Genomic DNA, 14,913 nt, shown 5'->3' on the forward strand with positions numbered 1-14,913 from the left:
GGCACACGTCATGCCGTGAGGGGGTGCTGACGGATGCGGACGACACCGCACCGGCGGGAGTGGCGGGGCAATCCGCTGCGCCGCCGTTCGGACAGGGTGGAGACGTGGGTGGGCCTGGTGCTCGTCGCCGGAGCGGCGGTGGGTGCGCCGGCCGTGGGCTGGGGCGTGGGGGACGCGGTCCACACGTCCCTGCTGCACACCGCGCAGCAGGAGCGCGCCGAGCGTCACCGGGTGGCGGCCGTGCTGCTGGAGGACGCCCCGGGGGTGTCCTCGCCGGCCGACCCGGAGACCGCGGACAGCGGGGTGAACGCGCCGCCCGTGCTGGTGCGCTGGACCGGCCGCGACGGGGTCGAGCGCACCGCGCGCGTGCAGGTGGGCACGGGGCTCGTCGCCGGGGACACCACCGCGGTGTGGGTGGACCGCGGCGGCCGCGTCGCCCTGCCGCCGCTGTCCCGGGCCCAGGCGGAGGCGTACGGCATCGTCGCCGGGATCGGCGGCGCGGGGGCGGCGGGCGGCCTGCTGCTGGCCCTGCGGTGGGCGGTCCACCTGCGCTTCGAGCGGCAGCGGCTGGACGCGTGGGAGCAGGAGTGGCGACGGGTCGGGCCCGACTGGGGCAAACACCCCACCTGAGGCCGGGCCCGCCCTCCGCACCCCCCGGGACCGAGGAGGCGGAGGTCACCGGCGCCCTTGCGCGCACGCTACGGTGGGGCAGCCGGCACGACGCAAGAGGGTGGGACCGATCAGCACGATGGCACAGGGTGTGGTTCAGGTGACGCACACCGGCAGTTCGCGGTGGCGTCGCCGGACGGGTGAGTACGATTCCCTGACCGCCGCCCTCGAGGCGGCCGGCGACGGTGACGTGGTGTCCGCTGCCCCCGGCACCTACTGCGAGAACGTCGTGCTGACCAGAGCGGTCGTCCTGCGCGGCACCGAGGGCCCGGGAACGGTGCGCATCGCCCCCTCCGGCGGCGTGGCGCTGTCGGTGCGTGCCTCGGCCACCGTGCAGGACCTGCAGATCGAGGGCCAGGACAGCTCGGCCCCGGCAGTGCTGGTCGAGGGCTCCTCCCCCGAGCTGGTGGGGCTGAAGGTCTCGACCCGCTCGGCGGTGGGCATCGAGGTGCGCGACGGGGCCCGGCCCACGGTGCGCCGCTGCTCGGTGGACAACCCGGCGGGCCTGGGCATCAGCGTGCTCGACGAGTCCGGCGGCCTGTTCGACGAGTGCGAGGTGACCGCGGCCGGGCAGACCGGCGTCTCGGTGCGCGGCGGCGCCTCGCCGCGGCTGGAGCGCTGCCGGGTGCACCACAGCGGCGGCACGGGCCTGTCGATCACCGGCGAGGGCACCGCGGTCGAGGCGATCGGCTGCGAGGTGTTCGAGACCAAGGGCGCCGGCGTGCAGGTCTCCTCCCGCGCCACCGGCCACCTGACGGACTGCACGGTCCACCGCACCTCCGGCGACGGCATCACCCTGGACACCGACGCGGTCCTGGCTCTGACCTCCTGCGACATCCACGACGTCCCCGAGAACGCGGTCGACCTGCGCTCCCGCTCGGTCCTGACGCTGCACCGCACCACGGTGCACCGGTTCGGCCGCAACGGACTGTCGGTGTGGGACCCGGGCACCCGGGTGGACGCCCACCACAGCGAGATCCACGACTCCACCGGCGACTACCCGGCCGTGTGGATCAGCGACGGCGCCGCCGCCGTGCTCGACTCCTGCCGGGTGCACGACGTGCCCGACGCGCTGTTCGTCCTGGACCGCGGCTCGCGCGCGGACGTCGTCGACAGCGACCTGTCCCAGGTCCGCAACACCGCGGTCTCGGTGAGCGACGGGGCCACCGTCCAGCTGGACGACTGCCGCATCCGCGAGGCCGCCACCGGCGCCTGGTTCCGCGACCACGGCAGCGGCGGCACGATCGCCTCCTGCACCGTGGAGAACACCTCCACCGGGATCATCGTCACCAAGGGCGCCGACCCCACCGTCGAACGCTGCACCGTCACCTCCCCCGCCGAGGCCGGCTTCTACGTCTCCGCGGGCGGGCGCGGCACCTTCACCGCCTGCACGGTCAGCGACAGCCGCGGCTTCGGCTTCCACGTCACCGACGGCTGCCGCGCGTCGCTGACCGGCTGCCGCACCGAGCGGTGCGCCCGCGGCGGCTACGAGTTCGCCGAGGACGGCGCCACCGCCGAGGACTGCTCCAGCGACGAGAGCGCGGAGCGGCGCGGCGGGGCGGCGCCCGGCGTCCGGGCGGCCGGCGGCAGCGCTCCCGGCGGGGTCACCGCCACCGAACAGCAGTCGCCCGCAGGCTCGTTCGGCCTGCTCGGCGGGGTGCCGGCCCAGCGCCCCGAGCCCGCGGCCGCCCCCGCCGCCCCGGCGCCGTCGGTGCGCCCCTCGGAGGAGGTGCTGGCCGAACTGGACGCCCTGGTGGGCCTGCAGACGGTCAAGCAGGAGGTGCGCACCCTCATCGACCTCATCGCGGTGGGCAGGCGCCGCGAGCAGGCCGGCCTCAAGGCCCCCTCCCTCCGCCGCCACCTGGTATTCACCGGCTCCCCCGGCACCGGCAAGACCACCGTGGCCCGCCTGTACGGCGAGATCCTGGCCTCGCTGGGGGTCCTCGAGCGCGGCCACCTGGTCGAGGTCGCCCGGGTCGACCTGGTGGGCGAGCACATCGGCTCGACCGCCATCCGCACCCAGGAGGCGTTCGACCGGGCGCGCGGCGGCGTGCTGTTCATCGACGAGGCGTACGCCCTCTCCCCGGAGGACTCCGGCCGGGACTTCGGTCGTGAGGCCATCGACACGCTGGTGAAGCTGATGGAGGACCACCGGGACGCCGTGGTGGTCATCGTCGCCGGCTACACCGAGGAGATGGCCCGCTTCCTGTCCGTCAACCCCGGTGTGGCGTCACGTTTCTCCCGCACCATCACCTTCGGCGACTACGGGCCCGAGGAACTGCTGCAGATCGTGGAGCAGCAGGCCGTGGAGCACCAGTACCAGCTGGGCGAGGGCACCCCGGAGGCCCTGCTGAAGCACTTCACCGCCATGCCCCGGGGCGCCTCGTTCGGCAACGGCCGCACCGCCCGGCAGACGTTCGAGGCGATGCTCGAGCGCCACGCCGGACGGGTGGCCCAGCTGCCCGACCCCACCACCGAGGACCTGCAGCTGCTCTACCCGGAGGACCTGCCCGGAACGCCCTGACCGGGCACCGTGCCCCGCCCGGGCCCGTCCCGGCGCGGTCCTGCCCGCCCCGGGCCGTCCCGGTGGAGTCCGTCCCGGTGGAGTCCGTCCCGGTGGGGTCCGTCCCGGCGTGCGGCCCCCAGCCGCTTCAGCAGGCGGGCGCGCTCGGCACCGAAGGCCGGGTCGGCCTGGTACTCGAAGTGGCCCAGGACCGGCGCCGGCAGCGGGTGCCGCACGGTGCGGCCGTAGGAGGCGGGGTCCTCGAGCGGCGGCGCGTCCACCGGCTCCCCGCCCGGGGCCGCCACGTGCACCGGGCCGCCGATGGGGTCGGTGCGCCGCCACAGGTTGCGCCAGGTGCTCAGCTGCCGGTGCAGCCCTGCCAGGGCGTCCGGCCCCAGGTAGGCGGGGAACCAGCGCCCGTACAGCCGTTCCAGGGGCGAGCCGTAGGTCAGCAGCGCCACGTTGCGGCGCGCCCCGGGCGGCAGCTGCCAGACGGCGGCCGCGGCCAGCACGCTGCCCTGGGAGTGCCCGGACAGCACCAGCCGGCCCCCGGTCTGCCCGGTCCAGGTGGACATCCGCCACGTCAGGTCCGGCACCGCGCGCTCGGCGTAGCACGGCGGGGCGAACGGGTGGGCGGCGCGGGGCCAGAACGTGCCCACGTCCCACAGGATGCCGACGGTGCGGCGGGCCGCGTGGTCGCGGTAGGCGCGGCGCCCCAGGGCGACGATCGCGATGACGCCGGCGCCCATCAGCCAGGAGCCCAGCGACTGGGCGGCCCCGGCGGTCCACTCGACCGTCGGCGCGGCGCCCCTGGCCGCGTCGCCCGGCACCCGCCCGGTCGCCGCCGCCCCGGCGACGGCGAACGCCCCCAGGACCAGGGCGCTCAGCGCGATCCCGGCGACCAGCGCCGGCGCGCTGTCGGTCAGCTCCGCCCGGGCGGTCGCCCCGGCGATCTGTCGGGTGCGGGCCGGCTGCTCCTCCTCGTCGGACAGGCCCGCCCGCACCTCCTCCGCCAACTCCCCGGTGCGCCCGACCAGCCGGACCAGCCCGGCCACGCACAGCGCCAGGACGACGGCCAGCAGCGGCGGCAGGACGGACGCCTGCCAGGACAGCAGGACCGGCGGCCCCTGGAGCAGCCCGCCGGGGTCACCGGGGTCCGTCCCCCGGTCGAGCCAGTCGGCGATCCGCTGGGCCAGCCCCCCGGAGAGCACGCCTCCCAGCCCGCAGGCCAGCATGGCCACGGCGGGCCCGCCCATCCCCCGCAGGACCGGCCGCCCGGCCCCGGCGGTCCCGGCGGTCCCGGCGGTCCCGGCGGTCCCGGCGGTCCCGGCGGTCCCGCTGATCCTGCTGGTCCCACCGGCCTCACCGTCACCGGGCGGGGACGCGGGGGCCGCGTGCAACCCCGGGTCACCGGCCGCCCGGTGCGCCCGGTCCGACCGGTCCTCCCTGCGCGTCCGGTGCATCCGGTGCGCCACCAGGCCCAAGGCGGCCACCAGGGCGCCCTGGAGCACGGTGAGGACGGTGAACACGTCCCCGCCGGGCAGCCGTCCCGCCGAGACCCACTCCTCCCGGCCGGCGGCCGTCCAGCAGGCGGCCGCGAGGGCGAGCGCCAGCGCCCAGCCGGGCAGGGCCCGCACCGCGAGCCGGTCCACGCCCTCGTCGGGCACGCTCTCGCTGCGGCCGCGCCGGTTCACCACCGCGACGACGGCCAGGCCCGTCAGGACGACCAGGGCGAGCAGCGCCCAGTCCGCCGCCGCCGCGGCCTGCCGCCCCGGGGTTCCCCGGTCGTACCGCAGGGCGGGCAGCAGCAGCGCGACGGCCACGGTCAGGAACCCGGCCGCGGTGTGCGCGGCGCGCAGCCGGGCGACCAGCCGGCGTCCGTACCAGAAACCCGGCAGGGACAGGGCCGGGACCGCACCGGCCTCCGCCTCCTCCGCGCCGGCCGTCCCCGATCCCCCGGCCGTCCCCTCCTCGTCGGTCTCCCCGTCCGCGGACCGGCCACCGCCGCCGCGGGCGGGGGCGGGGGCGGGCAGGGGCGGCCGCTGCGCCTCGTAGGCGGTCCAGGTGCGCCGGGAGAGCCACCACAGCAGGACGACCAGCAGCAGCGGGACGAGCGAGGCGAGCGCCAGCCTGCGGCCCGGGACGCGCCACCAGCCGCCGTCCGCCCCCGCGAACCCCAGCCAGGACTGCCCGGCCACGCACCGGGGGGTGCCCGCGCACTGCCAGGCGACGAGGTCGAGCGCGACCTCGCAGGCGGCGCTGACCAGCAGCACGGTCAGCGACAGCGCCAGCAGGCGCACCAGCAGGTCGTGGGCGCGGTCGAGCCCGGGCCGGTGCCCGGCCGGCGCCGGGCGCATCCAGTGCGCCAGGTTGACGACCATGAAGGGCAGTAACAGCAGCCACAGGGCCCGGCTGCTGTTGCCGGAGGTCAGGTTGCACCAGGAGTACGCCTCGGGAACGGGCTCCTCGCGGTGCCCGCCCGGGCGGCTCTCGGCGTCCGCGTCGTCGGTGCGCCGGTACAGGCCCGCGGTGTCGTCGCCCTGCACGCGCACGATCCGCCGGTCGCCCAGCATCACGTCCGGTGTCGTGCCGCCGACCCCGTGGACCAGCAGTTCCAGGGCGATGCCCGGGGGCGCGGCCCCCGCGGCCCCCGCGTCGCGCGCTTTCGTCCCGCTGCCCGCGTCCGGCTCCGGGGGTGGTCCGCCGACCGCCGCCGCCCCGCACCTGTCGATGTTCTCCGTCACAGTTGCCCGCCTCCCCGTTCCGCCCGTGTCCGTGGATGACGCGGAAGCAAGCATCCCGTTTTCCCGCGGTCGGCGGCAGTGGTCCTGCCGCGGACGACCCGAAATCGTGACCCCGCCGCCCGTGTGTCGCCCGTCACCCGGGCACTCCGCTCCCGCGCCCCGACCGCCCGTCCCGGACGTGGAAGGATGACCGGACACGTGTGCGCCACGGCAGCGGTACCGCCATGGGAAGGACGGAACCTCGGGTGAGCGACAACCACAACCTCCTCGCCGAGCAGCGGCGCGCCCTGATCCTGGACGAGGTGCGGCGTCGCGGCGGGGTCCGCGTCAACGAGCTGACCCGCAGGCTGAACGTCTCCGACATGACGGTGCGCCGCGACCTGGACGCGCTGTCCCGTCAGGGCGTGGTGGCGAAGGTGCACGGCGGCGCGGTGCCGGTGGCCGGGACGAGCAGCCACGAACCGGGCTTCGAGGACAGGTCGGGCCTGGAGCCGGGCGCCAAGGAGGCCGTGGCCCGGGCCGCGGCCCGCCTGGTGGCCCCGGGGAGCGCGGTCGCCCTCTCCGGCGGGACGACGACGTTCGCCCTCGCCCGGCACCTGCTGGAGGTCCCCGACCTGACGGTGGTCACCAACTCGGTGCGGGTGTCGGAGGTCTTCCACGCGGCGCAGCGGCGCCCGGCCGCCCCGGGAGGGCGGGGGGCGGCGGGGGTCCCGGCGACCGTGGTGCTCACCGGCGGGGTGCGCACCCCCTCGGACTCCCTGGTGGGCCCGGTGGCGGACCGGGCGGTCGCCTCCCTCCACTTCGACGTGCTGTTCCTGGGCGTGCACGGCATCTCCGCGGAGGCGGGCCTGTCGACGCCCAACCTGGCGGAGGCCGAGACCAACCGGCACTTCGTGCGGTCGGCCCGGCGGGTGGTGGTGACCGCCGACCACACCAAGTGGGGCGCGGTGGGCCTGAGTTCGTTTGCCCCCCTGGACGCGGTGGACACCTGGGTGACGGACGCGGGCATGCCGCAGGAGGTTCGCGAGCAGGTCCGCGAACTACTGCCGGACCTGCTCGTGGCCCCGGACCACCGGGAGCCGGGCAACACCCCGCAACGGCAGGGCCCGTCCTCGGAATGACCCTGCCGGGGCAGGAACGACGCTGGGTCGTCGCCGAACCCCCGGTGCTTCGTGGGGGGGCGGTTGCCTTCCCGAGCCCCCGGACCCGTACCTCGCCCGCGCCCCGCCCACACCTCGCCGGCCGGCCGAAAACCGGGTGCGGGCCGCCGGTGCCGTGGTGTGTGATCGGCGGCATGGCGATTGTGCTGGGTGAACCGGGGACCGACGGACTGAGCGACGCCGTGGGCGTGCTGCGGGAGTGGCAGTACGACGGGGCGCCGATGCAACTGCACCCGGGGGACCTGGGCTGGTTCTGGCAGTCGGGGGCGGAGGCGGCGGCCGCGGCGGTCCGGACGTGGAGCCGGGACGGACGGATCCTCGCCGTCGGCCTGCTGGACGGCCCCGGGCTGCTGCGGCTGACGACCGCGCCGGACGCCCGGCGGGACCCGGAGTTGGCGCAGCAACTGGTCAAGGACGTGAGCGAGCCGGAGCGCGGCGTACTGCCCGCGGGGAGGGTGAACGTCGAGGCGCCGGCGGATGCGCTGGTCCAGGACCTGCTGTCCGGGAACGGCTGGAGGGCCGACGAGCCGTGGACGCCGCTGCTCCGCGGCCTCGCGGAGCCGGTGGAGGACCCGGGCGTGCGGATCGAGGCGGTCGGGCCGGAGCAGGCGCACGTGTTCGCCGCCGTGCACCGGGCCGCGTTCGACGGATCGAGGTTCACGGACACGCGCTGGCGCGCGATGGCGGCCGGAGCGCCGTACGCCGACGCCCGGTGCCTGGTCGCGTACGACGACCGGGGCAGCGCGGTGGCGGCGGTGGCGGTGTGGTCGGCCGGGCCGGGCAGGCCCGGGCTGCTCGAACCGATGGGCGTGCACCGGGACCACCGCCGTCACGGCCACGGCAGGGCGATCGCCGTCGCCGCGGCGGCCGCGCTCCGGGAACTGGGCTCGTCGAGCGCGATCGTCTGCACTCCCAGCGCCAACACCGCTGCCGTCGCCGCCTACAGCTCGGCCGGCTTCCGACCGCGCCCCGAGGTCCGGGACAAGTACCGGGACGCTTGACATCCTCTCCCCCTCCCCCCGATCACGGACGGAGCCGGACGACCGCGGCGGGCGAACGGTTCCGGCGCGGCCGACGACCGCAGGCCGCACTCTGCCGCTCCGCCGCTCTGCTGCGCGGCTCCGAGCGCCCGGCAGAACACCCGGGGACGAATCCGTCATAAACTTTCCCAGGAGGGGACAAAGCAGGCGCCGGGCGTGCCATGGCGCACGCCGAGTGTCGATGCCGGTCCGTACCGCACGTCACGAAGGTGCCGGAAGAGGAGACGGCATGCTCGAGAGGATCAAGGACGTGCCGGCCGGTGTCGACGCGCTGAAGGCGGTCGGCACCGTGTCGAAGAACGACTACGAGACGGTGATCGAACCGCTCGTCGACAGCGCGCGCAAGGAAGGCCGCCGCATCCGTTTCCTGTACGAGTTCGGCCCGGAGTTCCGGTCGTTCACCCCGGGGGCCGGGTGGGAGGACCTCAAGGTCGGTTTCGGTCTCATGCGGCTGCTCGACGGTTGCGCGGTCGTCACCGACACCGCCTGGATCCGCGAGTCGAGCCGGCTCGCGGGGTTCCTGATGTCCTGCCCGGTACGCGTCTTCGGCACCCGGGAGCGCGACGAAGCCGTCCGCTGGCTGGGCTCGCTGCCCGAAGGCCCCGGCGTCTCCCACCGCCTCCTGCCCGAGTCCCGGGTCGTCGTGGTCGAGGTGGACCAGCCCCTGCGCACCCAGGACTTCGAGGCCCTGGCGCTGACCGCGGACAGCTGGCTCGAAACCCACACCGAGCTGGCCGGCCTCGTGGTCCACGTCCGCGAGTTCCCCGGCTGGGAGAACATCGGGAGCCTGCTCCGGCACGTGCGCTTCGTCCGCGACCACCACCGGAAGATCAGGAGGGTCGCGCTGGCCGCCGACAGCAGGCTCGCCGACCTGGTGCCCCGCCTCGCGAACCACTTCGTCCAGGCCGAGGTGCGGCGTTTCGAGTACGACGAACTCGACGACGCCGTCGCCTGGGCGGCGGGCTCACCGGACCGGGCACCGTCCGGCTGACGGGCCGACCGGCACCCTCCGCGCCCCGGCCGCCGGGGAACGACTCCGCGCATTCCGCCTGCCGTCCGGGCCCCGGGACGGCCCGAAGCGACCTGGCTCCGGTCCGCGCCGCCCGGCCCCGGCCGGGCGGCCGTCAGGCCTCGCCGATGCCGGGCACGGGGTCGTGGAGGATGCGGCCGGCGGGCGTCCCGGCCTCGATCAGCCGGGTCACCGTGGACTCGACCATCTTGGGCGGGCCGCTGACGAGGGCGAGGTGTGCGGACCAGTCGCCGTGGCGGTCCAACGCGTCGGCCACCATGCCGGTCTCCCCCTGGAACCACGGGTCCTCGGAGATCACCGGGACGACCTCCAGCCACGGGCAGCGGGCGTCCAGGTCGGCCAGGTCGTCCCAGTCGTAGAGGTCGGAGCGGGTGCGGGCGCCGACGAACAGGTGCACCTGCCGGCCGTCCGCGTGCCGGGCCGCCAGGTCCTGCAGGATCGCCTTGGCCTGGGCGAGTCCCGTGCCGCCGGCCACCAGCAGCAGGTCTCCCAGGGGCGCGCCGTCCAGCGTCGTCGTGCCGCCGGCCGGGCCGAGCCGCAGGGTGTCGCCGACGCGGGTGTGCTCCACCAGGGCCTCGCTCATGCCGCCCGGTCCGGTCAGGCGGACGTGGAACTCCAGGACGTCGTCCTGCCGGGGGGCGCAGGCGATCGAGTACCGGCGCCAGGCGCGGGGCATCAGCGGGGACTGCAGGCTGCCGTGCTGGCCGGCCCGGTAGGAGTAGGGCTCGTTGGGCAGGATCCGCAGCACTGCGAGGTCGGGTCCGCGGCGTTCGTGTCCGACGACCTCGGCGGTCCAGTAGGGCGGTTCGGTCAGCGCGGCCTCGGCGCCGTCGACCATGGCCCCGACGGCGAACCGCAGCGCGCGGGTCCAGGCGTCGTCCAGCTCGGGGGTCCACTGCGGGCCGGCCTGCACGCGCAGCGCCTCGCGCAGAGCCTCCTCGAACGTCTCGTAGTGCACCGGCTGCACGCCGAGCTTGCGGTGGCCGCGGCCGAGCTGCTCGAAGACCGAGGCCACCTGCTCCGGGTCGTGCAGGTTGTCGATCATGTAGGTGAACATCTGACCGAGCCGGTCCTGCTGGAAGTCCATCGACTCGGGGAACATGGACCGCAGGTAGGGCCGCCGCCGGAACATGGCCTCGTACAGGTGGTCTATCAGCTGGTCGAAGGGGGTGACCAGGTGGAGGTTCTGCATAATCAGCTGCTGGACGGCGGCGCCGTCGCGGAGATCCACCCCCCGGCGCGGGCTTCCGGCTCCCGGGGAGGCGGGCCCTCCCGGGGAGAGGATCTGCCGGCGCAGCCGCATCGCGTGGTGCCGGGCGAGCAGGGAGTGGTAGTCGTCCATATCGGTCTTGCCGCTGCTGATCACGGTTGGATTCTAGTTGCACTTTTTTCACTCCCTGTACCGGCCCCCGTTCCCACCTGCACCTTCTCCCGTAACCGTGCTGTGTGCCGGGCGGTCGGGCGGCGCCCAGGAGGGGTTCGCTCCGCCCGCACGGAGCCGGCGCGGGAGGGCCGCGGAGAGGCGCGGGCCCCGGGGCGCAGGGCTGCCGACCCACCGAGCTGCTGGGCCGTTGGGGTGTTGGACCCTTGGGGCGTTGGGGCGTTGGGGTGATCCGGTTGCGGTTTGGCACCGCGCTTTTCGCCCCGGTGCCCCACATGGGCTAGCTTTCGTCCCCCACTTGGGTCAGCACGTTGCGCCGCGTGAGGGATGCTCACGAAAAGCGTGGCGTCAAACCGCAGAACCGGGAGGAAAGCCCGGCGGCAAAGCATCGCTCGCTGCGCGTCGCCCGCCCCCACGGCCCGCACGGTCCCGCAGGCCGGCCCCGCACGCCCCGGCCCCGCCGGCCGGGGCGTCAGCCGGTCCACTCCCCGGTGGCCAGGAACCGGTCGATCACGGCGCTGGGCGGGGCTATGTCCAGTCCCTGTGCGGCGAGCCAGGTGTCGGAGTAGTACTTGTCGAGGTAGCGGTCGCCCGGATCGCAGATCAGGGCGACGACGCTGCCGGTCTCCCCCTCGCGGAGCATCCCCGCCACGATCCGGAACGCGGCCCACAGCCCGGTGCCGGTGGATCCGCCGGCCCTGCGGCCCATCACCCGCTCCAGGGCGCGCACGGCGGCCACGCCGGCCGCGTCGGGCACCTTGATCATCCGGTCGACGGCTCCGGGCACGAAGCTGGGTTCCATGCGGGGGCGGCCGATGCCCTCGATCCTGGAGTCGCGTTCGCAGACGGCGTCCGCGTCCGCGTTCACCCAGCCGTCGAAGAAGCAGGAGTTCTCCGGGTCGGCGACGCACACCCTGGTGTCGAGCTGCATGTAGTGCACGTAGCGGCCGATGGTGGCGGACGTGCCGCCGGTGCCGGCGGTGGCGACGATCCAGGCCGGCTCCGGGTGGCGCTCCATGCGCATCTGCTGGAAGACCGATTCGGCGATGTTGTTGTTGCCCCGCCAGTCGGTGGCCCGTTCCGCGTAGGTGAACTGGTCCATGTAGTGGCCGCCGGTCTCGGCCGCGAGGCGGGCGGAGACCTCGTAGACCGTGCGCGGGTCGTCCACGAGGTGGCAGGTGCCGCCGTGGAACTCGATCAGCCGGGTCTTCTCGCTGCTGGTGGTGCGCGGCATCACCGCGATGAAGGGCACGCCGATCAGCTTGGCGAAGTAGGCCTCGGACACGGCCGTGGACCCGCTGGACGCCTCGATGACCGGCTTGCCGGGCCGGATCCACCCGTTGCACAGGCCGTACAGGAAGAGCGACCGGGCCAGGCGGTGCTTCAGGCTCCCGGTGGGGTGGGTGGACTCGTCCTTGAGGTAGAGGTCGATGCCCCACTCCCCGGGCAGCGGGAAGCGCAGCAGGTGCGTGTCGGCGCTGCGGTTGGCGTCGGCATGGACCCTGCGGACCGACTCCTTCAACCAGGCCCGGTAGACCGGGTCGGAGCGGTCGACGTCCGTCTGCTCGGTGCTGGTTCCGGTGTTGGTGATCACTGTGGTGCGCCTTCCGCCTTCGTGCTCGTCCCCGGCCGGCCGGGGACGAGCACGATCCTACGGAGGCGCGGGCGGGGCGCGACACGCGCGAGTTGCACGATCGCTGCCGCAGGGTGACCCTGGACCCGTATCACAGCGTGTCGCAACAGTCGCTCACTGTAGTTGTCGCAAGAATCCCCACTCCGAGCGGACCGGACGGGCATCCTCCGGGTGCCTTCGCCCCTCCGCGGAGGGAGTCGCAGCCGTGATCACGGACCGGAGCAAGACCTGCGCGCTCGAACTCGACGCACTGCCGTCCCGGATAGGACAGGTCAGGAGAATCGTTTCGGCGCAGTTGCGTTACTGGGACCTCGTCCCGCTGATCGACCCCGCCCTCCTGGGTGTGACCGAACTCCTGGCCAACGTGCACCGGCACGCGCGGCCGAACAAGCGGTGCACCGTGGAGATGGACTTCGCCGACAGCCGGCTGACCGTCGCCGTCCGCGACGGCGACCCCCGCCTGCCGACGGCCCGCATGCCCGACCCGACCGCCACCAGCGGCCGCGGGATCGCGATGATCGCGGCCCTGAGCGAGGCGTGGGGCGCCCGGGCCGAGGCGGAGCGGGGCGGCAAGGTGGTGTGGTTCATGCTGCGCGAGCGCCGGCCGCGCCTCCGCCTGGCCGAGGACCCGCCGGTGCTCACCGCGGTGGACGCCCTCGCGGAGCCCACCGCCCCCGCCGAGCCCCCGGTGGCGCCCGCCGAGCCGCTGACGGTGCCCGCCGAACCCCTGATGGTGCCCGTGGAGTCCCCGGTGGGCGTCCCCCTGGAGTCCCCTGTGGAGATCCCGGTGGGCGCGGCCGCGGCGCGGCAGGCCGTCACTGTGGCCTGACCCCTCTCCCCCGGCGTGCCGCCGCCCCCGTGTCCGCCGTGCGCGGCGCGGGGGCGGCGGCACGTCCGCACCGGGCGCGGGATCAGGCGGTGCGGGACGCGTCCAGGGAGGCTTCGCCGGCCGGGGGGAGGGCCTCGGCCGCGGCGGCGGCGCAGAAGGAGGTCAGGCCCGCCAGCAGTGCGGCACGGTCCGCGGGGGGCATCGCGGCGACGACCTTGTGCAGCTCCCGCTCCCGCCGCGCCCTCAGGTCGGCCAGGTACGCCGCGCCGCGGCGGGTGAGCCGCAGCACCAGCTCGCGACGGCTGCTCGGACAGGGCGCCCTCTCCAGGAAGCCGACGGCCTGGAGGCGGTCGCACAGGCGGCTCACCGACGGCGGGGTGGACTCCATGGCCTCGGCCAGCGTGCGCAGGTTGATGCCCTCCTGGTGCTCCAGGACGAAGAGCACGCGCAGCTGGGAGGGGGAGACCGGGGCCGCCGAGACCTCCCTGCCGCGCCCCCACAGCACCTCGAGCAGCTCGACGGCCGAGGAGGCGGCGCAGGCCGCCTCGGCGGTCGGCGGGGGGAGCGGGGAGGACGTCACCCCCCACTGTGGCATTCTCCGAGCGGGCCTTCCATTCCCCGTGCGGCGCACTGGGGGAGAAAAGCCCCCCACCAGACATTCCCCCCGCGGATTCCGTCTGCGCGGCGGTGTCCGCCCGCCCGGAGCCCGCCCGGCTGAGAAGGCATTCGTTGGAAAGACTCACGGCGGTCGGCCGGGCGCTGCGCGCCGCCGCTCCCCCGCACCTCCTGGACGTCGTGCGCCGGGAACTGGCCGCGCACTACGGTGCGACCTCGGTCGACCTGCTGATGGCGGACTACGGCCTGACCGTGCTGCAGCCGGTGACGGTGCTGCCGCACACCTCGGTGCCGGTCCCCCTCCACAACAACCCGCCGGGGCGCGTCTTCGGCTCCCAGCAGCCCTTCGTCGAGCCGCGCGGGGACAGCTCCTGCCTGGCCCACCTGCCCGTCACGGTGCACGGCGACCGGCTGGGCGTGCTGTCGGTGGGGCTGCCGGAGGACCACTGCCCGCCGGGGGTGCTGGCGGAACTGGCCGAGGTGGCCGAGACGCTGGGGCACGAGGTGGTCGTCGCCGAGCGCGAGACCGACCTGTACCTGCAGGCGCGGCGCAGGAACCGCCTGACCCTGGCGGCGGAGATGCAGTGGCAGCTCCTGCCGGGGCGGGCGGCCGCCCGCCCCGAGTACGCCGTCGGGGCCCAACTGGAGCCCGCGTACCACATCTACGGCGACAGCTTCGACTGGTCCTCGGACGCCGACCGGCTCACCGTCGCCGTCGTCAACGGGATGGGCGAGGGCATCGAGGCGTCGCTGCTGACCAACCTGGCGGTCAACGCGCTCCGCAACGCCCGGCGGGGCGGCGTCCCCCTCGCCGACCAGGCCGCGCTGGCCGACCAGGCGGTGTACGCGCAGTACCGCGGGGAGCGCCACGTCTCGGCGCTGATGCTGGGCATCGACCTGGCGACGGGGCGCGGGCAGGCGGTGGACGCCGGTTCGCCGCGGATGCTGCGCTGCCGCAACGGAGTGGTGGAGCGCGTCTCCTTCGAGGAGCAGTTCCCCCTGGGCATGTTCGAGGAGTCCCACTACGCGGCCCAGGAGTTCCGGGTGGAGCCGGGCGACCGGCTGATTCTGGTCAGCGACGGCGTGTACGCGGTGGCGTCCCGGGGCGGGGAGCCGTACGGCGAGCGCGCCCTGGTGCGGGCGATCGGCGCCACCCGGCTGCTGCCCGCGGCCGAGGTGCCGCGGGCGGTGCTGCGCGAGCTGGCGCAGCACCGCGGTATGCACGAGCCGGAGGACGACGCCCTCGTGCTCTGCCTCGACTGGCACGGCCGCCCCGGCACGTCGTAGCCGGGACGGGAGGCCGCGGCCG

The 14,913-nt window shown here is 75.2% G+C and carries 11 protein-coding genes; 7 read left to right on the top strand and 4 right to left on the bottom strand.

All coding sequences use genetic code 11. The features are described from left to right. The first annotated feature begins 33 nt into the window (after nucleotides 1–33). Nucleotides 34–630 (top strand): hypothetical protein, encoded by a 597-nt coding sequence (locus tag GQS52_RS02380; protein ID WP_182311437.1) that lies wholly within the window; start codon nucleotides 34–36, stop codon nucleotides 628–630. Nucleotides 631–748: 118 nt separating this feature from the next. After that, entirely contained in the window at nucleotides 749–3,193 is a 2,445-nt protein-coding gene (locus GQS52_RS02385) for a right-handed parallel beta-helix repeat-containing protein (protein WP_182311438.1), read from the top strand. Here GQS52_RS02385 and GQS52_RS02390 read toward each other — a convergent pair. Continuing rightward, nucleotides 3,163–5,745 carry a hypothetical protein gene (locus GQS52_RS02390; RefSeq protein ID WP_259371019.1) on the bottom strand — a complete coding sequence of 861 codons (2,583 nt, stop codon included), beginning with the start codon at nucleotides 5,743–5,745 and terminating at the stop codon, nucleotides 3,163–3,165. The two genes, GQS52_RS02385 and GQS52_RS02390, sit on opposite strands and share 31 nt — an antisense overlap. Nucleotides 5,746–6,161: 416 nt before the next feature. On the opposite strand from GQS52_RS02390, the gene GQS52_RS02395 reads away from it, so the two are divergent. From GQS52_RS02395 to GQS52_RS02405, 3 genes are all read left to right on the top strand, one after another. Next, the gene (locus GQS52_RS02395; protein ID WP_182311440.1) at nucleotides 6,162–7,037 is read left to right on the top strand and encodes a DeoR/GlpR family DNA-binding transcription regulator; all 876 of its coding nucleotides are present in this window, start codon (nucleotides 6,162–6,164) and stop codon (nucleotides 7,035–7,037) included. Nucleotides 7,038–7,210: 173 nt separating this feature from the next. Next, nucleotides 7,211–8,077 carry a GNAT family N-acetyltransferase gene (locus GQS52_RS02400; protein ID WP_182311441.1) on the top strand — a complete coding sequence of 289 codons (867 nt, stop codon included), beginning with the start codon at nucleotides 7,211–7,213 and terminating at the stop codon, nucleotides 8,075–8,077. Nucleotides 8,078–8,345: 268 nt separating this feature from the next. After that, nucleotides 8,346–9,107, top strand: a complete 762-nt coding sequence (locus tag GQS52_RS02405) for an STAS/SEC14 domain-containing protein (protein WP_182311442.1) — start codon at nucleotides 8,346–8,348, stop codon at nucleotides 9,105–9,107. Nucleotides 9,108–9,240: 133 nt separating this feature from the next. Here GQS52_RS02405 and GQS52_RS02410 read toward each other — a convergent pair whose 3' ends face one another. Then, nucleotides 9,241–10,512, bottom strand: coding sequence for a globin domain-containing protein (locus GQS52_RS02410; RefSeq protein WP_259370521.1), 1,272 nt, complete (start codon nucleotides 10,510–10,512; stop codon nucleotides 9,241–9,243). A 487-nt stretch (nucleotides 10,513–10,999) separates the two neighbouring features. After that, the gene (locus GQS52_RS02415; protein ID WP_182311443.1) at nucleotides 11,000–12,121 is read right to left on the bottom strand and encodes a PLP-dependent cysteine synthase family protein; all 1,122 of its coding nucleotides are present in this window, start codon (nucleotides 12,119–12,121) and stop codon (nucleotides 11,000–11,002) included. Nucleotides 12,122–12,365: 244 nt separating this feature from the next. On the opposite strand from GQS52_RS02415, the gene GQS52_RS02420 reads away from it, so the two are divergent. Further along, nucleotides 12,366–12,989: an ATP-binding protein gene (locus tag GQS52_RS02420; RefSeq protein WP_182311444.1), complete on the top strand. Its 624-nt coding sequence runs from the start codon at nucleotides 12,366–12,368 to the stop codon at nucleotides 12,987–12,989. An 82-nt stretch (nucleotides 12,990–13,071) separates the two neighbouring features. Here GQS52_RS02420 and GQS52_RS02425 read toward each other — a convergent pair whose 3' ends face one another. Next, a complete protein-coding gene (locus GQS52_RS02425) occupies nucleotides 13,072–13,569 on the bottom strand; it encodes a MarR family transcriptional regulator (protein ID WP_259370522.1) in 498 nt (165 codons plus the stop codon). 149 nt (nucleotides 13,570–13,718) lie between these two features. Here GQS52_RS02425 and GQS52_RS02430 point away from each other — a divergent pair, with 149 nt between their 5' ends. Then, nucleotides 13,719–14,891 carry a PP2C family protein-serine/threonine phosphatase gene (locus GQS52_RS02430; protein WP_182311446.1) on the top strand — a complete coding sequence of 391 codons (1,173 nt, stop codon included), beginning with the start codon at nucleotides 13,719–13,721 and terminating at the stop codon, nucleotides 14,889–14,891. The last annotated feature ends 22 nt before the right edge of the window (nucleotides 14,892–14,913 follow it).

The sequence above is a fragment of the Streptomyces sp. SCUT-3 genome (assembly GCF_014083985.1).
Lineage (GTDB): Bacteria > Actinomycetota > Actinomycetes > Streptomycetales > Streptomycetaceae > Streptomyces_H > Streptomyces_H thermolineatus.